This window comes from Streptomyces sp. MB09-02B (genome assembly GCF_033794485.1).
Lineage (GTDB): Bacteria > Actinomycetota > Actinomycetes > Streptomycetales > Streptomycetaceae > Streptomyces.
In genome coordinates, this window is record NZ_JARGEE010000076.1 from 1 (window position 1) to 21,325 (window position 21,325).

The following is a 21,325-nucleotide window of genomic DNA, read 5'->3' on the forward strand; positions in this document are numbered from 1 at the left end:
TCCAACGAGTACTTCCTGGGGGCAGCCATGGTCGATGTTCCTCTCATGAGAACCATCTGACCCTCTGTCAGCACCCTCCGCATCTCGGGGGAACCTCAGTCCCGGAATACTGCCGTTGCACCCCGGCCGAACGGATGCCCTTCTTCAGGAAGCCGGTGTCATCGACGATCAGGACGGCATCCCGGTCTCCGAGGTGTTCGACGATGTAGTCGCGTACGTCGTTCAGAACCTCGTCGGCGTCCCACTCGATCCGGTTCAACAGCCGGTGAATGCGATCGGGACCCGCATGCCCGGCCTCCTCCGCCAGCGTCCATCCGTTCTTACGCTACAGCGGCACAACCAGGTTGAACCTGTGCAAGGACCGCGCATGCAGAGCGTCAAGTTCACCGGCCCACAGCCTGACATCAGCAAGGTCCCCACCCAAACCCACACCAACGACGAACTGGCCGGCGTCCTTGAACCAGTGTGAGAACGAGTGGACGACCTGGGTCGCCGGGCGGGCGGCGTCAGGCGCCGTTGAGCATCTCCTTGGCCACGATGAGGCGGAGCATCTCGTTGGTCCCCTCGCCGATCGGCATGAGCAGTGAGTCGCGCAGATAGCGCTCGATGGGGAACTCAGTGATGTAGCCGTAGCCGCCGTGGATCCGCATCGCGTCATAGACGACCTCGATGCCCGCCTCGGCGGCGAACACCTTGGCCATACCCGACTCCGCGCTCGCCCTGCCGTTGGCCTCGGTGTTGAGCGCGGCGTTGATGTAGAGCAGTCGGGATGCCTCGACCTTGATCGCCATGTCGGCCAGCTTCATCTGGATGGCCTGGTGCTCGGCGATGGGTTTACCGAACGTCTCGCGCTGCTTGGCGTAGACGAGCGCGTGCTCGAGGGCGGCACGGGCCATCCCCGTAGAGGCTCCGGCCATGTAGATCCGACCGCGGTCGAGCGCTGCCATCATCTGGTAGAAACCCTCGCCCTCCTTCTCTCCGAGCAGGTTGCTGGCCGGTACGACGGCATTGTCAAAGATGACCTCGCAGAGCTCCAGACCACGGTGGCCGAGTTTCTTGAAGTCACTGCCGAAGCTCAGCCCCGGGGTGTTCTGCTCGACCAGCATCAGGCTGATCCCGCCGCGGTGCGCAGGTTCGATGCTGGGGTCCGTCTTCACCAGCGTCACGAGCGGGTTCGCGTGACGCGCGTGGGTGATGAACACCTTGGTCCCGTTGAGGATGTAGTTGTCGCCGTCGCGCCGCGCGGTGAGCTTGATCTGCTTGAGGTCGCTTCCGGTCGACGGCTCGGTCAGTGCGATGCCGCTCATCCGTCTGCCGGCGACCATGTCAGGCAGGAAGCGGCGCTTCTGCTCGGCTGTGCCGAATGCGTCGATGAGGTAGCCGCCTGAGCTCGTGGTGTAGACGAGGCTGGCCAGCCCCATCCAGCCGCGCGCGAGCTCCTCGAAGATCAGGCCGTAGCTGACGTAGTCGACCGCCGACCCGCCGTACTCCTCGCTCACGGTGATGCCGAACATGCCAAGGCCGGCCAGTGCGGGGATCAGGTCGTCAGGGTACTCGTCCTTGGATTCGAGCTCGCTGGCGACCGGTACGACGCGCTCGTCGACAAATTGCCTGACCAGCTGGCGCAGTTCGAGGTGCTCCTCGGTCAGGCCGGCGATGATATGGGATGAAGTCACGATCGTTCTCTCCTGTGTCTTTCGCCCGCGAGGGGCGGCATCCGTCGGCGGGCTCGGTGCCCATCCCCACCCACAGGCCGGTGACGGGAAGCGGTTCGGCGGTCACCGATGCCGATACCCCTGCCGCGGTGAGTCCCCCCGACCCTCTTGTCGGCGGCCTCGGAGCCTGCTGGGCCCGAGCACCGATCGGCGCTGGCTCATCGGGCTGTCAGCGCGCCACGTAGCGCCGACGAACCGCCCCGACGATCAGCACATCCGAGGTCCCGTCCAGCACATCTCGCTGTGCCATTCGATGTCTCCCCTTGCGGCATTCACGACTCGTTCAGACAACCTCAGGCCGACAGCCGGGACAGCAGTGGAGATGGAGAAAACGCGGCTAGATACATGTGAAAGTTACAAAGACATGCCGAGCCTGGCCCGCTGATGGCGGTCGATCGCTTGAGCCGGGGCTCGTAGCTTGCCACGATGGCACGGGTCTGCTTGGTGGGCAGGCCGTGGATTCGCATTGGGTATGCCGCTGCGGTCAATGTGGCTGATGTAACTACGCTCGTCTGGATGGCGGACCTCGCGGTGCCCGAGGGGTGAGCCAGAGGGAGTATGCGCGCGTAGCTGTCGCCCAGCTCACCGGGCCGGGCAGCGTCAGGTCCTCGCAGCCTCGATGCGGCAGCTCCACGGCCGCCGCCCACCTCACCACGGCCGCGGCAAGTTCGAAACGCATTCCTTCCTCACCCTGCGGCGGGCCGGCTCGGTCCACGATCACACACGCTGGCCCGTGATGCCGCTGCTGGCCAGGCGTGGCCGCGCCCGCTGACGGGTTTGTGAGCTCTCCCAATGCAGGGGATGTGCTTGGGGAGCCGTCCAATAGGCCACGCCGGAGCCGGTGATTAGCGTCGGTGTCGCAAACTCCCCCGAAGAGCAAGGAAATGCGCCCATGAGTCGCACGTACACCGTCGACGTCATCGCCGGTGACGGCATCGGCAAGGAGGTTGTTCCGGCAGCGATGCGCTGCGTCGACGCCGTGGCGCGGGACGAGGGCTTCACCATACGGTGGCGGGAACGCGACTGGGGGTCCGAGAGGTATCTCGCCGACGGTGCGATGATGCCCTCCGACGGGCTGGACCAACTCGCCGACGGCGACGCCGTCTTCCTCGGCGCGGTGGGCACCCCGGATGTGCCCGACCATGTCACCTTGTGGGGCCTGCTCATCCCGATCCGCCGGGAGTTCCTCCAGTACATCAACCTCCGGCCGGTCCGGCTGCTGCCCGGCATCACCTCTCCGCTGCGCGACGCCGGGGGCCTGGACGTGATGGTCGTACGGGAGAACGTGGAAGGCGAGTACTCCGAGATCGGCGGCCGCTCCTACCGTGGCCGCCCCGAGGAGACGGCTTCGCAGCAGGCGGTGTTCACTCGTGCCGGAATCGAACGGACCGCCCGTTTCGCCGCCGAACTGGCGCGAACGAGGTCGGGGCGGCTCGTGTCGGCGACGAAGTCCAACGGCATCATCCACTCGATGCCCTTCTGGGACGAGGTCGTCGCGGACACCGTGAGCGACTACGACGGGGTCGCCCTGGAGTCGGTCCTGATCGACGCGCTGGCCGCGCGGGCCGTACTGAAGCCCGGGTCTCTCGATGTGGTCGTCGCGTCCAACCTGTTCGGCGACATCCTGTCCGACCTCGTTGCCGCGCTCGCGGGTTCGATCGGCGTGGCACCGAGCGCGAACCTCAACCCGACGCGGGAGTTCCCCTCGATGTTCGAGCCGGTGCACGGCTCGGCCCCCGATATCGCGGGCAAGGGCGTCGCCAACCCGGTCGGGCAGATGTGGGCGGGCGCCTTGATGCTCGAGCACCTCGGCCGTCCGGAGGCGGCTCGTCGGATCGTCGCGGCCTTCGAGGCCGCGCTCGCGGACGGCGTGCGCACCCCGGACCTCGGTGGCCGTGCCGGCACTGACGAGTTCACCGACGCAGTACTGGCACAGCTCGGCGTGTCCTGAGCCGCAGGTCGATACATAGTGGGGGGCCGGGAGCATGTCGCTCCCGGCCCCCCACCGTCTTGTACCGGGCCGTTTTCAACCGGGTTTCCCCGTCTGGCCGTGACTGGAGTCGGGGCGGCCCGCCGACGTCGTTTCGAGTCACCTCGTCAGCGGGTCCTGGCGGCGCGGTCGTCGACGAACCGACGCACGACGCACGCAGGTCTCGTGCTCTGGCGGCGAGGACGTCAGTCCTCGTCGGACCATGCGTCACGGGCCTCTGAGAGAGTCGGGAACCAGATCCCGTCGTGGGCGGAGACGTAGTCGAGGAACCGTTCCAGCATGATCAAATTCTGGGCGCGGCCGATGGTCTGCGGGTGGAGGGTCCAGGTCATCAAGCCGCCGGGGCAGCGTTCGTAGGCGAAGTCGAAGCTCTCCTTCCAGCGGGTGAGCAGAACCTCGTTGGACTGCATGAGCGAGCCGCCCTTGTAGGTCTCCAGCTCGGGGAAGTCGTCGAGGTACCAGGAGACCGGGAGTTCGAGCACCGGGCTCGGCGGGGCGAAGGTGTTGCCGAGTTCGAGGTCGATCGTCTCGACCAGCCGCGGGCGGTACGGCGTGAAGTCGCGCCCCATGAGTGAGGAGTCCCAGTCGAATCCGTACTCGTGGAGAAGGCCGAGGGTCGCGTCCGTGATGTCCAGAGCCGGGGAGCGGTAGCCGCGCGGGCGTCGGCCGAGCAGCTGCTCGTGCTGCTCCAGTTGCAGCTCCATCAGCCGGCGCTCCTCGGCGGGCTCCAGCTTGGGCACGTACTCGTGGTAGACGCCGTGTGCCGCGATCTCGTGTCCGGCCTCGACAACCTGGTCGACGGCGGCCGGGAAGGTCTGGATGGTGTGGGTGGGCACACACCAGGTGGTGGTGATCCCGTACCTGCGGAAGGTCTCCAGCAGGCGGGGGGCGCCCACTTCCGCGCCGAACTCACCGCGTGAGAGCTGCGTCTGGGACCGCGTCCGGAAGGTGCCGATCCACACGCTCTGGGCGTCGAAGTCGGGGCTGAGGCACACCGCGAGGCGCTTGCCGTCGGGGAGGTTGAGAGGCATCGGTGCAGTCCCTCGCTACGCGGCGATCCAGCCACCGTCGACGTGGATCACGTCGCCGTTGATGTAACCGGCGCCGGGGCCGGCGAGGAAGAACACGGTCGCGGCGATCTCGGACGGGTCGGCGCCGCGCCGTGCCGGGATGAGGCTCTCCATCACGGAATCGCCGATCCTGACGTTGGTGTCCGGAACGACATCACCGAGGATCTCGGTGGAGGTGGCACGGATGTCGGTGCGCACCACCCCCGGGGCGACGACGTTGGCGGTGATGCCGTAGGGGCCGAGGTCGTACGCGGTGCGGCGGATGAGGCCCTCGATGCCGGCCTTGGAGGTGCAGTAGGCCAGGCCGTCGGGCATGGTTCGCTGGGCGGCGATCGAGCCGATGGAGACGATGCGTCCCGCACGCTGCTCGACCATGGGGCCGGTGACCGCCTTCACCACGTTGAAGGTGCCTGTCAGGTTGATCCCGATGACCCGCTCCCACAGGGCGTGGGTCGTCGCCTCGATACCGGCTGCCGCGTCGAAGACACCCGCGTTGCTCACGAGGACATCCACCGAGCCGGACTCGCTCCTCACCAGATCGACCAGGGCGTCGACGGCCGCGGAATCGGTGACATCGATCTGGTGGAGGCTCACCAGAGAAGAGTCGAGGTCGGCAGCGGTCGCCGTGAGCCGGTCGGCAGACAGGTCCGCGAGGTAGACCCGGTCGCCGGCTTCGGCGAAGGTCTTCGCCACGGCGGCGCCGATGCCGGCTCCGGCGCCTGTGATGATCACACTTCGGGGCTGGGTCGTCATCTCTCATCCTTCGTGTCCGTCGCTCGGCGCAAGGTCACCAAAGCCGCATCACACACGATAGGGACGTACTGCGATGAGGCGGATTGGTGACCACACGGACGAACGCGCTGGTATTTGGAGGTCGCACAGGCAGCGAATCGCCGCGGCCTGCGCCGACCTCACGGTGGTCAGATCGGCACTCCGGTGTCCGGCCCTTGGCTGGGATGCCGGACTGTGGGGCGCGGGCGATCAGCCCTTGCGTCGGCCGATCTCCTCGGTCAGGGCCGGCAGGACGGTATGCAGGTCACCGATGACGCCGAAGTCGACCAGGTCGAAGATGGGCGCCTCGGGGTCCTTGTTGACCGCGACGATGGTCTTCGAGGTCTGCATGCCGGCGCGGTGTTGGATGGCGCCGGAGATGCCGCCTGCGACGTAGAGCTGCGGAGCGACGGTCTTGCCGGTCTGGCCGACCTGGAGCGTGTGTGGCTTCCAGCCCGAGTCGACGGCGGCGCGTGAGGCGCCGACCGCCGCGCCGAGTACGTCGGCGAGTTCTTCGACCGGTCCGAAGTCGCCTCCGGTGCCACGGCCTCCGGAGACGACGATGGCGGCCTCGGTCAGCTCGGGGCGGCCGGTGGCCGCACGCGGCTGGGTCTCCTCGATACGGGCCGCCCTGGCGGCTTCGGAGATCATCACGGTGACCTGCTCGATGACCCCGGCACCGTCGGCCTGCTGGGGAGTGGCCGAGTTGGGTTTGACGGTGACGATCGGCGTGCCGGTGGTGACCTTCGCGGTGACGGTGTAGCCGCCGGCGAAGACCGACTGGGTGGTGGTGCCGTCGGCGGCGATGTCGACGGCGTCGGTGATCAGGCCCGAGCCCAGCTTGACGGCCAGGCGACCGGCGATCTCCTTGTTCTCGGCCGAGGACGGGAGCAGGATCGCGGCCAGGTCCTTGCCGGCGGCGAGCTGCTGCAGCGCCTCTGCCCTGGGGGCCACGAGGTGGTCCCTGATCTGCGCGTCGTCGATGACGTACACCTTCTCGGCGCCGTAGGCCTTGACGGCGTCGGCGACGGTCTGTGCGGCGTCGGCGTCGCCGATGAAGACGGCCGACGGCTCGCCGAGGCGTCCGGCGATGGTGAGCAGTTCGTACGTCGGCTTCCTGACCGTGCCCGCCGCGTGGTCGACGAGGACCAGAACCTCAGACATCTCTCGTTCCCTCTCAGATGAACTTCTTGTCGGCGAGGAAGCCGGCGAGCGCAGCGACGCCCGAGCCGTCCTCGTCCTTGACGATCTCGCCGGTGGTACGCGGCGGGCGGGCGGCGGCGCTCTCGACGGCGGTCCAGGACGCGTCCGGGCCGACCAGGGACGCGTCAATGCCGAGATCGTCCAGGTCCCAGGTCTGAAGGGGCTTCTTCTTGGCCGCCATGATGCCCTTGAAGGACGGGTAGCGGGCCTCCCCCGACTGGTCGGTGACCGACAGGACCAGCGGCATGGCGGCGCTGATGACCTCGGTGGCGGCGTCGGTGTCGCGACGGATGCGTACGCGCGTGCCGTCCGTCTCCACCTCTGCGGCCAGGGTGAGTTGCGGGATGTCGAGGCGTTCGGCCAGCATGGCCGGGACGACACCTCCACCGCCGTCGGTCGAGGCCATGCCCGCCAGGACCAGGTCCGGCACCGTGCCGTCGCCGGCCTTCTTCACCGCCTCGGCGAGCACCAGCGAAGTGGCGATCGCGTCCGAGCCGGCGATGGCCTCGTCATTGACGTGGACGGCCTGGTCGGCTCCCATCTGCAGCGCCTTGCGCAGGGCGTCCTCCGCGTCGTCGGGGCCGACGGTCAGCGCCGTGACCACGATGTCCTCGTCGGCGCGCTGCTCCTTGATCCTCAGTGCCTGCTCGACCGCGTACTCGTCGAGTTCGCAGAGCAGACCGTCGACGCCGTCCCGGTCCACCGTGTGGTCCGGCTCGAAGCGGCGGTCGCCGGTGGCGTCGGGTACGTGTTTCACCAGGACGACGATGTTCATGAGAAGAGGGATCCTTCGGTCAGTTGGCAGCCAGGGCGGCTGCGCCCTTCACGGTGACGAGGTTGCTGTTGAGGACGACGACTCCGCGGTCCGGGAACTCGTGTCGGTACCTCTCGTAGGCGGCGGAGACGATGGTGCAGCCGATGACCACGGACTGTGCCTCCCCCGCTGCGGCCAGGTCGGCCACGATGCGGTCCACGGCTTCGGCCGCGCCGCGCGGATCCTCCAGGATGGCGTCGCCCTCCCAGCCGATGGCGGTCACGCCGGCGCACTCGGTGCCGCGGCCGTAGTCGTCGATCAGGCCCCGGATGACCGGCACCGCCTCCGGAAGGTCGGTGACGACGGCGAACTTCGGGCCGAACTGCGTGGCAAGTGCTGTGGTGAGCTGGAGCGGTCCGACGACCGGAATGCGGGACGCCTCGCGTGCCTCGCGGACGGCGGGGTCGTAGTGGCAGGCGATGACGATGGCGTCGAACGTGCCCTCCGCGTTGGCCCGTTCCACTGCCGTGAGGACGGCCTGGGTCTGCGTGGTGTCGTAGTCGCCGCCCCCGGACTCGAAGCGCTCCACGTGCCGGGCGGTGACACTCTGGTCCCCCTGCCCGTCGAACATCGAGGCGAGAACGGCGTCGAACTCGTCGTCGTGCTCGGGCTTGTCGAAGTGGAACGGGGTCAGGAAGAGAACGCGGGGGGCGTTCGGGGCCTCGGTCTTCGCCGCGGCGAGCTCGCGCCAGTTGACCGGTGCCATCGAGAGCAGCAGCCGCGTGCCGGCGGTGCCGCCGTAGCGGACCGTGGTGCCCTTCGGAAGGGCGATCAGTTCGCCCGCGGCACCGGCGATCTCCTCCTCCGCGCCGTCCGTGACGATGCGCAGCAGAGCCTGGCCCTGGATGACGTAGACCGATTCCTCGTACTCCAGTGTCCAGGCATCGGCATGGCCGCTCTCGGTGAAGTCCATGAACCAGCAGCCGAGTTCGGTGAATCCGGCCTGAGCGGTCCGATGTTCGAGGAGGGAGGGGCCGAACGGGTTGGCCCTGTTCTCATCGAGGGGAAGGACGGCCGCCTTCGGTGAGGTCGACATGATTCTGCTCCTGGGTGTGCGGGCTTGGTGGGATGGCCCGGACCCGGTGGCGCGTGGAGCTCCCGGGTCCGGGCCTGCTCAGATGGCGCGCGACTGGGCGGAGCCGTCGAAGGTGAAGTCGGTCTCGCTGGCGTTGAGCAGCCTGCGTTCCCGGATGTACGGCAGCGGCTCGGCGGGATTCGCGCTGTCGATCTCCCGCGCGAGGCGGTGGCCGGAGAAGATGGCGTCGGCGATGAAGCTGGGGCGCAGCGAGTCCCCGATCCGGTAGACGCCGCTCACCCCCGCGTCGGCCCATTCCGCTTGCCGGTCGTGGAGTTCGCGGTACAGGTCGGAGTCAGCGACGCGCTGGCCGACGACGACGACGGTGTCCACGCCGACCTCGACGGATCCTGCCTGGGTCTCGACCGTCGCGGTGTCGGTTCCGAACGTGCCGAGGCCGGCGCCGGTGTAGATCTGCACCCCCAGGGCGCGCAGGTCCTGCGCGATCCGGGAGTCCTCCATCGTGTACGCCAGGTAGGGCCCGAAACTGGAAGCCGGCGCGACAGCGGTGACCTGGTGTCCTGCGTCGGCGAGGTGCTCGGCGACACCGGGACCGACGAAGTAGCCATCGGTGTCCCAGAGCAGGACACGCTCGCCGATGACGGCTTCACCCGACATGACCTGTTCGGGGGTGAGGACATTGCCGCGGAAGTCACCGAGGTCGAGCGGGCGGCGGTCGTACGGGGAGACATCGTCGGCCGCGTAGTGCGAGCCGGTGGCCACGACCACGATCTCCGCGCCGTAGTCGAGGATGTCGTCCGCGCTCAGCCTGGTGTTGAGGATGGTCGTGACGTTCTTCAGCTTCGACAGCTGCAGTTCGCGGTACTCGATGACGTGGCGCCATTCCTGGCGTCCCGGCAGTTTGGTGACCCAGTTGAGGCTGCCGCCGATCTCCTCGGCCGCGTCCACCAGGTGCACCATCTCGAAGCCGCGCTTGCCGAGCACCATGGCGCATTCGAGTCCGGCGGGGCCGGCTCCGACGACGAGGACGGCGCGGTCGCGGTTGGCGGCGCCGTCGAAGTTCTCCGGGTGCCAGGCGCGGCGGAACTCCTCGCCGACGGTGGGGTTCTGCGTGCAGATGATGCGCCCGTTCCACATGTTGGAGCGGGAGACACACATGTTGCAGCCGATGCACTCCCGGATGTCCTCGATCCGGCCCTCCCGGATCTTGGCGGGCAGGAAGGGATCCGAGATCCCGGCGCGGGCGGCGCCGATGAAGTCGGCCTGGCCCGACCTGACGACCTTCACCATCGTGTCGGGGCTGTTCAGGCGGCCCACGTTGATCACGGGTTTGCTGGTGTACTTCTTCATGCCGCCGGTGTAGGGGGCTTCGTGGTTCTCCCGTGCGGTGCGCGAGGACTGGGCGTCCTGCCCCCAGTCGACGCCGCCGATGATGAGGTCCCAGTAGTCGACGAGGTCGTCGAGGTGTTCGATGAAGCGTGGTGCGTCTCCGTTGTGACGAATGCCGCGCTCCCCCAGGCCGAAGGGCTCGTCCAGGGTGTCGACGCCGAGTCGCAGGCCTACGGCCGCGCGGTCGCCGACCGCCGCCCGGACCTTCGTAAGCGTCTCCCTGGCGAACCTGGCGCGGTTCTCCAGCGAGCCGCCGTACTCGTCCGTGCGGGTGTTGTAGTACGGGATCAGGAAGTGGGAGATGAGGGAGGCGGCGTGCCCGCAGTGCAGAGTGATCAGGTCGTAGCCCGCTTCGACGGCACGCAGTGCGGCGTCGACGTGCAGGTCCTGGATCCGGGCGATGTCGGAGACGTGCAACGCCGCGGCCGTGCCGGCGTAGGCGATGGGCAGCGGGCCCTCACCGGCGACCGGGTCGACGCTGTGCGCTACCAGGCGGCCCTCCGAGGCGAAGGACATCGAGGCGTGGTACTCCAGCTCCACACCCGCGAGGGCGCCTCCCTCGTGGATGCGCTCGACGATGCGGCGCGAGTTGCGGATGTCGCCCTCGTCCCAGAGCCTGCCGAGGAAGTACGGAACCTTGTCGGTCTCGGGCGCCACCGAGGTCGCCTCGGTGAAGACCACTCCCCAGCCGCCCTCGGCCTTGCGCCCTCGGTAGGTCGCCTGCATGTCGGGGTATTCGACGCCGAATCCGCTGGAATGAGGGGTCGACCAGAAGCGGTTGGGGGCGGTCTTGGGGCCGATCGTGACCGGTTCGAAGAGGATGGCGTAGGGGTCGCTGCTCATCGGCTTCCCTTCCTGTGCGGCGTGACATGGCGGTTCATCCGTGCGCCGCCTTCAGCATGATGTGCTTGACCTGGGAGTATTCGTCGATCGCGTGCGCCGAGAGCTCTTTGCCGTAGCCGGACTGGCCGAAGCCGCCGAAGGGCATCTCGTTGGCCACCACTAGGTGCTGGTTGAGCCAGACCGTGCCGAAGGCGAGGTCTCTGGTGAAGCGCAGGGCACGGTCCACGTCCGAGGTCCACACGCTGGCGGCCAGGCCGTACTCGACGCCGTTGGCCATGGCGAGCATCTCCTCGTCGTCGGCGGCGCGCTGGATGGTGACCACCGGCCCGAAGACCTCGCTCTGGATGATCTCGTCGTCCTGCCGGACATCGGTGAGCACGGTCGGCTCGTGGAAGAAGCCGGGGCGGTCGATGCGCCTGCCGCCGGCCAGCACGGTGGCACCTGCGGCACGTGCGCGCTCGACGAAGCCCTCGACGCTCTCCAGATGCCGCTGGGAGATGACCGGGCCGAAGTGCGAGTCCTCGTCGTCGGGGGCACCACAGACCAGCCCGGCGACGGTCTTGAGGTAAGCGGCGGTGAAGGCCTCGTACGCACTGTCCTCGACGATGACCCGGCATGGTTGGCTACAGTCCTGGCCGGCGTTGAGGAACGCGGTCTGCGCCAGTTCGGTGGCCGCTGTCTCCAGCTGGGCATCAGCGAAGACCACCGCCGGCCCCTTGCCGCCGAGTTCGAGGTGGACGCGCTTGAGCGTGGCGGCGGCCGAGGCGGCGACCTTCTTGCCCGTGGCGCCGTCGCCGGTCAGCGAGATCAGCCGGATGTCCGGGTGATCCACCATGACCTGACCGGCCGTGCGGTCGCCGACCACCAGATTGAGGACACCTTCCGGCAGGACCTCCTGCGCCATCTGTGTGAACAGCACGGTCGACAGCGGGGTGACGGTGGCGGGCTTGATGACCACGGTGTTGCCCGCCGCCAGCGCCGGGGCGAGCTTCCACAGCGCCTCCATCAGCGGGTAGTTCCACGGCGTGATCAACCCGACGACGCCGAGTGGATCACGGCGCACCAACGAGGTACGGCCGGGAAGGTACTCGCCCGTCGCCATCGCGTGCGGGACCCGGACGGCACCGGCCATGAAGCGCAGGACGTCCGCGTCGTACGCGATCTCCTCCCGCGCCTGTGCCAGGGGCTTGCCGACATTCGCGCTCTCCAGCCGGGCGAAGTCCTCCCCGGCGGCCTCGAGACGATCGGCCAGGGCCAGCAACGCCGCGGACCGCTCTGCCGGGGTGGTGCGCCCCCAGGTCTCGAACGCCGCGGTGGCCTTGGCGACAGTGGCGTCGACCTCCTCGGCGTCGGCCTTGCGCAGGCTGGTGATGACCTCACCGGTGGCGGGGTTGAGTACGTCAAAGGCGCTCTCGGCGTCGGGAGCGGTGCGCCAGTGGTCGAAGAGCGGGCCGTTGAGCGGGAGAGCAGGCATGCGGAAGCAAACCTCCGAGAGTGGCGAGGTACGGGTCGAGGAACCCGACCGGGGAAAGAGGCTGCGTCGGTGCCTCACCCGTGATTAGTGTTGCCCGCCGGTCGGCGAGCAGGAAATGGGAAATTCCACAAGAAACGTAGATATTTATGATGAGATGAACATGCTGGCGGTGGCGCTTCAGGCGGCCACGGCACGCAGGGCGGCAGAGACCCTGTCGGGCAGCGGCCGGGACGTCGCGGAGGCAGCGTCCACATTGACGTAGACCAATTGAACGGTCGCGATGGCATCCGCACCGCGGGTCACCTCCACCTCCAAGCCGAAGCTGGAGACTCCCACCCGCGTGCAGTGTGCCGAGATGTTCAGCAGGTCGTCGAAGCGAGCAGGTTTGCGGAAGGAAAGGGTGGCCGAGACGACTGAGGGGTCGGCGCCGGCGGCCACGAGCTCCCCGTACGGCCAGCCCAGCTTCCGGAAGAATTCGGTCATGGCGACGTCGGCGAGTTCGAGGTAGCGGGCGTTGAACAGGAATCCCTGGGCGTCCGCCTCGTGGTAGCGGACGCGGTGCTGATGAACATTCACGGTTCTGGTGCCGTTCAGCTCGCGCCGGCGGCGAGGAGCTTGGGATACAGGTCGGGACGGCGCAGCTTCAGCCCCGGTATCTCAGGATCCTCACGGGAGGCCAGCAGCAGATCACGGTCCAGGTCGGCGTAGACGATCTCTTCCTTGTCGGTGGTGGCCAGCGCGAGGATGCCGTCGTTGCTGCCGATGGTCCTGTCGACCGGACCGGCGGCCAGCGCACGGCCGACGGCATACAGCGGGGCGTCGGCAGGCAGACCGCTGTGCCCGATGAGTGGGGACATCACGACATAGCTCTGCATCTCCATGGCCCGGGCCTGGCAGCCCGTGCGCACCCGGTGCACACCGCGTCGGTTCCAGGTCAGCGAGGGGCAGACGATCAGGTCGACACCGCGCTGCTCCAGCGCCCGCGACAGTTCCGGGAACTGGATGTCCGCGCAGATGAGCACGCCGACGGTGAACGCCCCGATGCGGGTGACCAGCAGGTCGTCGCCGCCGAGCATGCCCATCGCGTGTTCCGGCGGCGTCAGGTGGATCTTGTCCTGGGACGCCACTCGGCCGTCCGGGAAGACGACGTAGGCGGTGTTGCGCAGCGAACCGTCCTCGGCGATGCGGTTGTGGCTGCCGCCGATGACGACGATGTCGTGCTCCTGCGCCATCCGCGCCAGACCGGTCACGATCGTGTCGGTGAAGCCGGTCAGCCGGTGCCGATAGTCGTCAGCGACGGTGGCGGCGGTGACGGTGTGGTCGTCCACGCTGGCCAGCAGCCCGGTGCTGGCGAGTTCCGGGAACACCACGACGTCGGCACTTTGTGCGGCGGCCCCGGCGATCAGCGATTCCATGTGGGCGAGGAAGCCGTCCACGGTGCGCTCGGCCCGCAGCTCGAACTGGGTGAGGGCTACCTTGAGCTGTGTCATCAGGCGACGTCTCCTTGCAGCGAACCGTCCGGCGGCGAGATCAGGTCTGCGACGGCACGGCGGTCGGTCTTGCCGGTGGTGGGGTTGGTCGGAAGGTGACCTACGGGCACGAGGACGGTGGGCACCTTGTAGGCCGCGAGATGCTCGGCCAGGTCGCGGCGGATCGCGTCGGCGTCGAATTTCCCCTCGTTCTGCGGCACGACGGCGGCGGCGACGGCCTGGCCGTACACCGGGTCGGGCAGTCCGACCACACCCGCGTCACGGACGTCAGGGTGCTCACGCAAGGCACGTTCGACCTCGGCAGGCGACACGTTGCTGCCGCCGCGGATGATCATGTCGGAGAGTCGGCCGACGACGTAGACGTAGCCGTCCTCGTCCATCCGGACCAGGTCCTTGGTGCGGTACCAGCCGTCGGGAGTGAGTGCCTCGGCGGTCTGTGCGCTGTCGCGCCAGTAACCGAGCATCAGGCCCGCACCGCGTGAGAACGCCTCGCCGACCTCGCCGACCTCGACCTCTCCTCCGTCCGCAGTCAGAATCTTCAGCTCGGAGCGCGGGGTGAGCTTTCCGGCCGCACCCGGCACCGGGTACGGGTCCGCGACCGGGTCGTAGGTGATCAGCGGGAAGCACTCGGAAGCGCAGAAGTTGTCGTGCACCGGGCGTCCCGTCAGTTCTGCGAAGCGTCGGAAAGCCACCTCGTTGCGGGGTTCGCCGCCGGAGACCGCGAGGCGCAGCGAGGAGAGGTCGGGACGCTCGTCAGACTTGTCCAGGTGGTTCACCAGCTTGGTGAAGATGGTGGTCACGCCCGGCAGGAAGGTGGCGCGGTGGCGCTCGACGGCCTCCGCGATCAGCTGCGGACGGGCCCGGCGCAGTGCGATCACCGTGCCGCCGGCCAGCAGGGTGGACATGGACGTGCTGTCCAGTCCGTAGAGCCAGGCCATCGGCAGGCACACGATGGTTCGGTCGGCCGAGGTCAGCCGCCACACCTCCGCATAGGTACGGGCACCGTTGTACAGCGCGGCCCGCGACAGCATGATCGCCTTGGGGCGGCTGGTGGTGCCCGAGGAGTAGCAGATCAAGGAGAGCTGATCTCGGACCTCCGGCGGGTTCGGCAGGGTTCCTGACCGCACGGCGGGCGGCGCGAAGACTGCTTCGTCGATGCGCGCGACGGGGCGGTCCGGTGCCGCGAGGCGGACCGCGTCGAGGGTGCTGTGATCGGCGAGGACCAGCGCTGGGTCGGCGTTGTCGAGGGTGTAGCGCAGATCCTCGTTCGCGGTCGAGGGGTAGACGGTGGCGAGCACACCGTGCGCGGTCCAGACCGCGAAGGCCGAGATGAGGAAGTGCGCGGAGTTCTCGGCCACCAGCGCGACGCGATCACCAGGACGCAGTCCGGCCGTGGTCAAGCCAGCGGCGCGCCTGTCGATCTCCTGGATCAGTTCGCCGTAGGTGGTCTGCGTCTCCCCGTCGATCACCGCGGTGTCCGCCGGCTGCGCGGCAGCGATCTGGCGGAGCTCGGCCAGGTACTCGCCGTGTGTCGAATCGTTTCCAGGCATAGCTGGCTCCCTGGTGCGGGGCGGGCCCGCGGCAGATGGTGGGTACGGTGTCCGGCGGCGCGTGGCCACGTCCGGAAGTCAGCGCGCCGCGAGCGAGGGTCGGTCAGCTCGCAGGACGGTGGCGAACTCGCTCTGTTCACCCGCGATCAACTCGGCGATGACCTGCCCGGCGACCGGGACGCTGGCGACGCCCCAGCTGTGCCCGGCGTTGACGTAGGTACCGTCCAGGCGGTCGACGATCGGCAGATGGTCGGGGGTGTCGCTCATCAGCCCGGCCCACAGTCCGGTGACACCGAGGTGAGCGTGCTCGGGGTAGCGCTCGAGCGTCGTCGAGATCATGGAAGCAGTCGAGACCACGCTGATGTGCGGGTTGAGCGAGCCGTAGGAGTCGATGCCGGCGCCGATGACCAGCGCTCCGGTGCGGCTCTGCGAAAGGCCGTCGTCGTATTCCATGCCACTGGCGCGCTCCGCTCCGTGCGCGTGTGCGAAGTGCTCCGCGTCGAAGGTGGGCAGGTCGGTGAGCGCGCCGCAGAGCGCGACACCGCGCGGACCGTGCAGAATCGCGCTGGGCCGCTGATCGACGGGCTGGGTGACGACCTGGCCCATACGGGCCGTGGTGATCGGCAGGCTGACTCCCTCGGCTTCGAGGTTGAGCGTCCAGGCGCCGGTCGCCCACACCACGCCGGAGGCGCGGATGTCACCGCGGACCGTACGGACTCCGGCGACGTGGTCACCCTGCCGGATGACAGAGAGCACTGCGGTGTTCTCGTACATGCGCACCTCGGACCGTACGAGAGCGGCGCTCAGTGCGGAGGTGAACTGCTGCGTGTCCAGCTGCGCGTCCTCGGCGCAGTACACCGCACCGATGGCGGTGGCGGGCAGCAGCGGTGCGTGCTTGGCCGCCTGGGTGGCCGTCACGAGTTCGACCTCGAGCCCTGCGGATCGCCGGTCACGTACGTAGTCCTCCAGGATTCGGCCCTGTTCCTCGCTCTCGAAGAAGAACAGGCCACCGAGCCTGCGGTACTCGAAGACATCCCCGATCGCCTCGACGTACTCGGCGTACTTCGCCTTGGCGGCACGCGCGATGGCGATCTCCACACCACTGCGGCGAGTCTGCACCCACAGGCAGCCCGGGCCTCGGCCCGAGGCGCCGTACCCCGGGAAGCGCTGCTCGACCACGGCGACATCGAAGCCCCGTCGACGCAGCTCGAACGCGGTGCACAGGCCTGCGAGGCCTGCACCGACCACCACGATGTCCGTGGTTGCAAGAACGTCCAGGCTCACCATGACCGAATCCCCTCTCTAGCAGTCGGAGCGTCAGCTCGACGCCGGCCATCCTGCCGCCTCGAGGTCGGCGGCGAGATCGCGGCGGGGCACGGCGTAGGCGACGTCCTCGGCGGCGATCACCCTGCCGGGCCTCCCTGTGGTGTATTCCTCCGTGATGTGCGCGACCACGCCCGGCAGCGTTCCGATGACGGCCAGCGCAGTGGACTCCTGCGGCGTGAATTCCAGCGCGACACAGATAGCGGCGAGCATGCCGACATCGTTGATCGGAAAATCCTGGCGGCCGGGGAGCCGGATGAAGGCCTTGTGCACGGCCTCGTACAGCTGGGCGGCCTCGCCCCAGAGACCGGCATCCACCGCGATCTGCCTCAGGATCTCGGCGCGCGGGTCGGTCTTTTTGAAGACCGGATGCCCGAAGCCGGGAATCCGCAGCTTGGCCGCGCGGGCCTCGGCGACGACCTGCTCGGCGAACTCGGTCGGGTCCGGTCGGCCGGCGGTGATGTAGGCGTGGTGCGTGTCGATGATGAACCGCGCGCTGTTCTCCGGCGCCAGTGCGTAGTCGCCGGCGGACAGGATGGCCGTGGCCAGCCCTGCCTGCATGTTCGGGTTGGCCGAGACGACGTACCGGGCAGCGGCTGTACCTGCCTTCTCCAGGCCGTAGTCGAGAACGCTGGTCAGGATCGCGTCCAGCACCCGCGCCTCCTGCGGTGTGGGCAACCGCCCCTTGATGAGCAGGAAGGCGGTGGAGGTGAAGGACAGCCCGATCAGGTCGTCCAACGGATAGCCCCGCACGAAGATTGTGTCAGAGGTGATCTCACTGACCCCGGACTGCCAGTACTGGGCCTTGGTATTGTCCGCCGTCGCCATGGCGCCGCGCTCCCCTTCGCTCGGGTATTTGACCCGCAATCTAAGAGGTCGCTGCTCGACATCCCATCGGCAGAATTCCAAGGCCAGGGCGAGATCCTCGTAATACGTCCGAATGCGTGGTCGGTGCTCTCGGCTACGCTGCGAGCCATCTACCCGGTGAACGTCGCCACCCAGCGAAAAGGTCGCCATGCTCGTCTCGGATCACGCCGTCGAGCTGGGCACGATCCTGAGCGATCTCGGATCGAGCGTCCAGTTGCTGTCCACCAACACCGTCGACCTGACACGTCCGGTGCACGGGGCGGTCGTCTGGGTGCCGGGTGATCCCGTACCCGAGGACACCGCGAGAGTCGTGGTGTGCACGGGACTCCGGGCCGGCGTCCAAGATGCCTTCCCGCTTCTGGACGCCAAGGGTTCCCGCGTCATCCTGCTGTGTGACGCATCGGACGATGCGGAAGCCCTGAGCTCCGAGCTGGAACTGACCGGCGACGACATAGTGGGCCTCGTCGGCCTCGGTGCGGGCGAGGCCGTCTCCTGCGTCACCCGCTCGGGGCACAGCGCCGAGGAAGCCGTCTCCCGGCGTCTCGGCTCGCTCCAGCGCTCCCTGAGCCTCGCGCTCGCCGATCCCACACCGATACCCACGCTGCTCAACCGTCTCAAGCGTGTCTGCAACGCGACGGCGGCCCTCATCGACCGGCACGGCGAGATCCTCTACGCGACAGGACCTGTGCCACGTACCCTGCTCTTCACCGAGATCTCCTCCACCAGGGCCGACACTCAGACTCTCACCATCGACGGCTGGTACGGACTCGCCGCCCGTATCGCCGACCCGTCCTCCCCCCAGACGCACACCGGCTGGCTGCTCGTCATCAGCCGGCATCCCGGCTTCCCCGATGGTTACGCCACCTCCGCGGTGCACGTGGCGGCGAGCCTGGTCGAGACCAACCAGCGCATGGGCATCCTGGTACGCCAGCAGGAACGGGCTGTACGGGCAGCGGTGTTGGAGCAGACCCTGGCGTTGCGGCGCGAACGGCACGACGCGGAACTCGCCGCCCGGGTCGCCGGTCTCGGTATCACCTTCGACAGCGAGGCCCGCGTCGGGGTGGCCTCCTTCGCGCGTTCTCCCCGCAGCGAACAGCGCCAGCAGGCCGCCGACACTCTCGCGAACACAATGAGCCGACTGCTGGCAGAAGCCGGTCATCCCGCACTGATCACCGCACGCGGCGACGGCGTCACCTTCCTCGTCCAATGCGGTGTAACCGCCCTCCAACGGCTTCTGGCCGCCGATCACAACGACCTGTCCTCCCTGCAGATCGGCATCGGGCGCCCGGTCTCGGCGGTCGGCTTCGTCGTCGACTCCTACCACGACGCTCAGCTCGCCGTGCGGACCCTGCGGCGGGTCGCGCAGGAACAGCAGTTGATGGCATACGAGGACTTCGACTTCGCCACCCGGCTGTTCGCCGATGTAGGTCTCGACCGGATGGTGGCCTGGGCCAAGGATTTCCTGCGCCCGCTCGCGGAACGTGGGAACCTGCTGGCCGGCCTGCGCTCCTACGTCGAGCACGACCAGAACATCAACGTGGCCGCAGAGGCCCTCAGCATCCACCACAATTCGCTGCGCTACCGACTGGCCAAGGTCGAGGAGCTTCTCACCATCAATCTCAAACAACCTGCGGCCATCTCCTCGGTCTTCCTCGCCCTCACCGCCGTCGACCTCACCCGCCAGGCCGACACCCTCCGCCCTCGCGCCACCAGATCACATGACGAACTGCCGGTCGGTGAAATCGGTTCCGCGCAAGGAGCCACGCAATTCGGAAGCGAGGGACACGGCGGACTCGGAGTGATATTCGACCCGGACCGGTGAATACCAGGTACACCTGGCTTTGGTGGAGCAACGACAAAGCACATTGCGATTCAGGGCTCTCACAATCACTTTGTCGCGTCGTCGAGTCCACAATCGAGTTGTCATCATCTCTCGAACACGATAGGAGCCGCTGGTGGTTCAGGCATCTGCCGTCCAAGCGCACGTCGCGCGCGGCCTGTACTTCGACGAGTTCAGTCTCGGCCAGTCGTGGGTCTCTCCGGCCCGCACGATCACCGAAGCGGACGTGGCGAACTTCACCGGTCTCTCCGGCGACTTCAATCCCCTGCACACCGACGAGGAGTTCGCCAAACAGACCCAGTTCGGCAGTCGCATTTTCCACGGTCCCGGCGTATTCGCCGTCGCGGCCGGGCTGGAGTCCCGTCTCGGTCTCAAAGAGGGCACGGCGATCGCCTTCCTCGGCATGACCTGGAGCCTCAAGGGCGCGGTCCACATCGGTGACACCATACGCGTCGAGCAGCAGGTGGCGGAGCTACGCCCGTCGAAGTCCAAGCCGGACCGCGGCATCGTCGTGTTCGATGTGCAGGTCAAGAACCAGCGCGGCGAGACATGCCACGACGGCCAGTGGCTGGTGATGTTCCAGCGTCAGGTCTGACAATCCGGCCGACGCCGAGACCTTGCACCCGCGACACCTCCGGACAGAGCCAGGTGGTTGCGGAGTGACGCTCCCAGCGAGGCGTACGGCAGCAGTGGAGCCGAGCCTGCCCACGGGGTCACCGTGTCCAAGCCTGCCGGGTCATCGACGCTGTCCCGGCGGCGTCGGTCCGGAAGATGGCAGCTACGGGCGCCGGTCGATCCGTCCGGCCTGCTGTTTCGGAGCACTGCCCCGTCGGATGGACCCCGGCCGGCATCAGCCTCTTGTGCCGAAACCCGGTGCCGCCCACGATCAACACAGCCCCGGGCCGCTGAGGTGCTCGACGGCACATTTGTACGCATCGTCCCGGAGAGCTCGTCGGTGTCCAGCCGTCTTTCCGCTCCGCAGGAGCAGCCAGCCCCATACGCGGGGGCACCACCGGGCCGCGTATGGGGGACCTGCCATGACCGACCCGGTCGGCCGGCAATCAAGAAAGCACCATTGCGGTACGAAGGATGCGATTCCTCATGCATGTCAGCGGTCAGCTCTTTGACTCTGCTTTCGAAACACGGATCGGCGGCACGCCTGCCGGTCCGGACGAGGTGTTTCCCGACTGGAGACCACTGGACCGGTTCGGCCTGGTGGTCACCGAGCCGTTGGGCGGCCTCGGCGCCGCGCTGCTGCTACAGCTGGCCATCGCCCGTTTCTACGCGCACCGCCCCGAACGCCGCGACAGCAGCCCCGTCTATCCGGAGATCTATCTCTTCCATGTCGGCGGCCCGCACGGTGACTTCAGCAATTTCGACTTCTGGCCGCCACGCAAAGAAGTGCGAGTGCCGGCCGGACAGCCACGGGCGCTGCTCGAAGCGGTCAACGCACACGGCATCACCCGCCTCGCATTGCCGCTCGGCGAACCCGGCGAAGTCGGTGCGGACAGTGAGCTGGGCTCAGGTTCGAGCACCTGGGCGGAGCAGGCGAGCGCGCTCGAGCGCTTGCTCTCCTGCTTCCTGTACTCGGCCGACGGACACGTGATTGACGGGGACGTCCAGCTCTCCTCGACCGATCCACGGGTGCGTGAGAACATCACGGCGACCCTCGACCCGGTGCCCGGCGTCCTTGCCGTACGGGCGCAAGCGTCCTTGGGTAGGCCCCCGGCGCAGGCGGGCCCCTCCGCCGTCGCGGACGGGCTGCGCTGGGCCGACATGGTGGACCAGCGCGCCGACGAGATCCCTCAGCCGGCGCGCGAGCGTGCCGTGGCCACGCACGCCGCACGACTGCACGCCCAGCCGGACCGGTTCGTCGAGGTCTACCGCAGGATCACCGCTGACGAGGCGCTGGCCCGCATCGCCGGTCTGCGCTGAGCTCTCGAACCGCCT

17 protein-coding genes and 1 pseudogene are annotated in these 21,325 nt (G+C 68.0%); 4 read left to right on the forward strand and 14 right to left on the reverse strand.

The window, feature by feature from the left end:
- Positions 1–97 precede the first annotated feature (97 nt).
- Positions 98–424: pseudogene (locus tag P1P70_RS13795) on the reverse strand (transposase); the annotation flags it as partial.
- An 82-nt stretch (positions 425–506) separates the two neighbouring features.
- Positions 507–1,676, reverse strand: a complete 1,170-nt coding sequence (locus P1P70_RS13800; RefSeq protein WP_319237126.1) for an acyl-CoA dehydrogenase family protein — start codon at positions 1,674–1,676, stop codon at positions 507–509.
- A gap of 931 nt (positions 1,677–2,607) precedes the next feature.
- On the opposite strand from P1P70_RS13800, the gene P1P70_RS13805 reads away from it, so the two are divergent.
- Positions 2,608–3,666, forward strand: a complete 1,059-nt coding sequence (locus P1P70_RS13805) for a tartrate dehydrogenase (RefSeq protein ID WP_319237127.1) — start codon at positions 2,608–2,610, stop codon at positions 3,664–3,666.
- A gap of 224 nt (positions 3,667–3,890) precedes the next feature.
- Here P1P70_RS13805 and P1P70_RS13810 read toward each other — a convergent pair whose 3' ends face one another.
- The 12 genes from P1P70_RS13810 to P1P70_RS13865 form a co-directional block, all read right to left on the reverse strand.
- On the reverse strand, positions 3,891–4,736 hold the full coding sequence (locus P1P70_RS13810) for a polysaccharide deacetylase (protein WP_319237128.1): 846 nt from the start codon (positions 4,734–4,736) through the stop codon (positions 3,891–3,893).
- Between the two features lie 15 nt (positions 4,737–4,751).
- A complete protein-coding gene (locus P1P70_RS13815; RefSeq protein WP_319237129.1) occupies positions 4,752–5,528 on the reverse strand; it encodes an SDR family NAD(P)-dependent oxidoreductase in 777 nt (258 codons plus the stop codon).
- Between the two features lie 228 nt (positions 5,529–5,756).
- Positions 5,757–6,710, reverse strand: a complete 954-nt coding sequence (locus P1P70_RS13820; RefSeq protein ID WP_319237130.1) for an electron transfer flavoprotein subunit alpha/FixB family protein — start codon at positions 6,708–6,710, stop codon at positions 5,757–5,759.
- Positions 6,711–6,723: 13 nt separating this feature from the next.
- Positions 6,724–7,524 carry an electron transfer flavoprotein subunit beta/FixA family protein gene (locus P1P70_RS13825; protein ID WP_319237131.1) on the reverse strand — a complete coding sequence of 267 codons (801 nt, stop codon included), beginning with the start codon at positions 7,522–7,524 and terminating at the stop codon, positions 6,724–6,726.
- 19 nt (positions 7,525–7,543) lie between these two features.
- Positions 7,544–8,599, reverse strand: a complete 1,056-nt coding sequence (locus P1P70_RS13830; protein ID WP_319237132.1) for an aspartate/glutamate racemase family protein — start codon at positions 8,597–8,599, stop codon at positions 7,544–7,546.
- Positions 8,600–8,677: 78 nt separating this feature from the next.
- Positions 8,678–10,831: an NAD(P)-binding protein gene (locus tag P1P70_RS13835; protein ID WP_319237133.1), complete on the reverse strand. Its 2,154-nt coding sequence runs from the start codon at positions 10,829–10,831 to the stop codon at positions 8,678–8,680.
- A 34-nt stretch (positions 10,832–10,865) separates the two neighbouring features.
- Positions 10,866–12,305, reverse strand: a complete 1,440-nt coding sequence (locus P1P70_RS13840; protein WP_319237134.1) for an aminobutyraldehyde dehydrogenase — start codon at positions 12,303–12,305, stop codon at positions 10,866–10,868.
- 177 nt (positions 12,306–12,482) lie between these two features.
- A complete protein-coding gene (locus P1P70_RS13845; protein WP_319237135.1) occupies positions 12,483–12,881 on the reverse strand; it encodes a thioesterase family protein in 399 nt (132 codons plus the stop codon).
- A 14-nt stretch (positions 12,882–12,895) separates the two neighbouring features.
- Positions 12,896–13,795: a nitrilase-related carbon-nitrogen hydrolase gene (locus tag P1P70_RS13850; protein WP_319237136.1), complete on the reverse strand. Its 900-nt coding sequence runs from the start codon at positions 13,793–13,795 to the stop codon at positions 12,896–12,898.
- The gene (locus tag P1P70_RS13855; RefSeq protein WP_319237137.1) at positions 13,795–15,345 is read right to left on the reverse strand and encodes a class I adenylate-forming enzyme family protein; all 1,551 of its coding nucleotides are present in this window, start codon (positions 15,343–15,345) and stop codon (positions 13,795–13,797) included. Before P1P70_RS13855 ends, P1P70_RS13850 begins: the two co-directional genes overlap by 1 nt.
- Positions 15,346–15,423: 78 nt before the next feature.
- Positions 15,424–16,632 carry an FAD-dependent oxidoreductase gene (locus tag P1P70_RS13860; protein WP_319237138.1) on the reverse strand — a complete coding sequence of 403 codons (1,209 nt, stop codon included), beginning with the start codon at positions 16,630–16,632 and terminating at the stop codon, positions 15,424–15,426.
- A gap of 30 nt (positions 16,633–16,662) precedes the next feature.
- Positions 16,663–17,685, reverse strand: coding sequence for a citryl-CoA lyase (locus P1P70_RS13865; RefSeq protein WP_319237139.1), 1,023 nt, complete (start codon positions 17,683–17,685; stop codon positions 16,663–16,665).
- Between P1P70_RS13865 and P1P70_RS13870 the strand changes: the two genes are divergently transcribed.
- The 3 genes from P1P70_RS13870 (at position 17,684) to P1P70_RS13880 (ending at position 21,310) form a co-directional block, all read left to right on the forward strand.
- Entirely contained in the window at positions 17,684–19,357 is a 1,674-nt protein-coding gene (locus P1P70_RS13870; RefSeq protein WP_319237140.1) for a PucR family transcriptional regulator, read from the forward strand. The two genes, P1P70_RS13865 and P1P70_RS13870, sit on opposite strands and share 2 nt — an antisense overlap.
- Before the next feature lie 133 nt (positions 19,358–19,490).
- Positions 19,491–19,970, forward strand: a complete 480-nt coding sequence (locus P1P70_RS13875) for a MaoC/PaaZ C-terminal domain-containing protein (protein ID WP_319237141.1) — start codon at positions 19,491–19,493, stop codon at positions 19,968–19,970.
- 506 nt (positions 19,971–20,476) lie between these two features.
- Entirely contained in the window at positions 20,477–21,310 is an 834-nt protein-coding gene (locus P1P70_RS13880; RefSeq protein ID WP_319237142.1) for a hypothetical protein, read from the forward strand.
- Positions 21,311–21,325 lie beyond the last annotated feature (15 nt).

Bases quoted from the DNA above. Each gene is read 5' to 3' on its own strand.
- P1P70_RS13850 (WP_319237136.1), bottom strand. From the start codon at position 13,795: ATGACACAGCTCAAGGTAGCCCTCACCCAGTTCGAGCTGCGGGCCGAG.
- P1P70_RS13815 (WP_319237129.1), bottom strand. From the start codon at position 5,528: ATGACGACCCAGCCCCGAAGTGTGATCATCACAGGCGCCGGAGCCGGC.
- P1P70_RS13840 (WP_319237134.1), bottom strand. From the start codon at position 12,305: ATGCCTGCTCTCCCGCTCAACGGCCCGCTCTTCGACCACTGGCGCACC.
- P1P70_RS13805 (WP_319237127.1), top strand. From the start codon at position 2,608: ATGAGTCGCACGTACACCGTCGACGTCATCGCCGGTGACGGCATCGGC.
- P1P70_RS13835 (WP_319237133.1), bottom strand. From the start codon at position 10,831: ATGAGCAGCGACCCCTACGCCATCCTCTTCGAACCGGTCACGATCGGC.
- P1P70_RS13825 (WP_319237131.1), bottom strand. From the start codon at position 7,524: ATGAACATCGTCGTCCTGGTGAAACACGTACCCGACGCCACCGGCGAC.
- P1P70_RS13830 (WP_319237132.1), bottom strand. From the start codon at position 8,599: ATGTCGACCTCACCGAAGGCGGCCGTCCTTCCCCTCGATGAGAACAGG.
- P1P70_RS13880 (WP_319237142.1), top strand. From the start codon at position 20,477: ATGCATGTCAGCGGTCAGCTCTTTGACTCTGCTTTCGAAACACGGATC.
- P1P70_RS13865 (WP_319237139.1), bottom strand. From the start codon at position 17,685: ATGGCGACCTTTTCGCTGGGTGGCGACGTTCACCGGGTAGATGGCTCG.
- P1P70_RS13870 (WP_319237140.1), top strand. From the start codon at position 17,684: ATGCTCGTCTCGGATCACGCCGTCGAGCTGGGCACGATCCTGAGCGAT.
- P1P70_RS13855 (WP_319237137.1), bottom strand. From the start codon at position 15,345: ATGCCTGGAAACGATTCGACACACGGCGAGTACCTGGCCGAGCTCCGC.
- P1P70_RS13810 (WP_319237128.1), bottom strand. From the start codon at position 4,736: ATGCCTCTCAACCTCCCCGACGGCAAGCGCCTCGCGGTGTGCCTCAGC.
- P1P70_RS13820 (WP_319237130.1), bottom strand. From the start codon at position 6,710: ATGTCTGAGGTTCTGGTCCTCGTCGACCACGCGGCGGGCACGGTCAGG.
- P1P70_RS13860 (WP_319237138.1), bottom strand. From the start codon at position 16,632: ATGGTGAGCCTGGACGTTCTTGCAACCACGGACATCGTGGTGGTCGGT.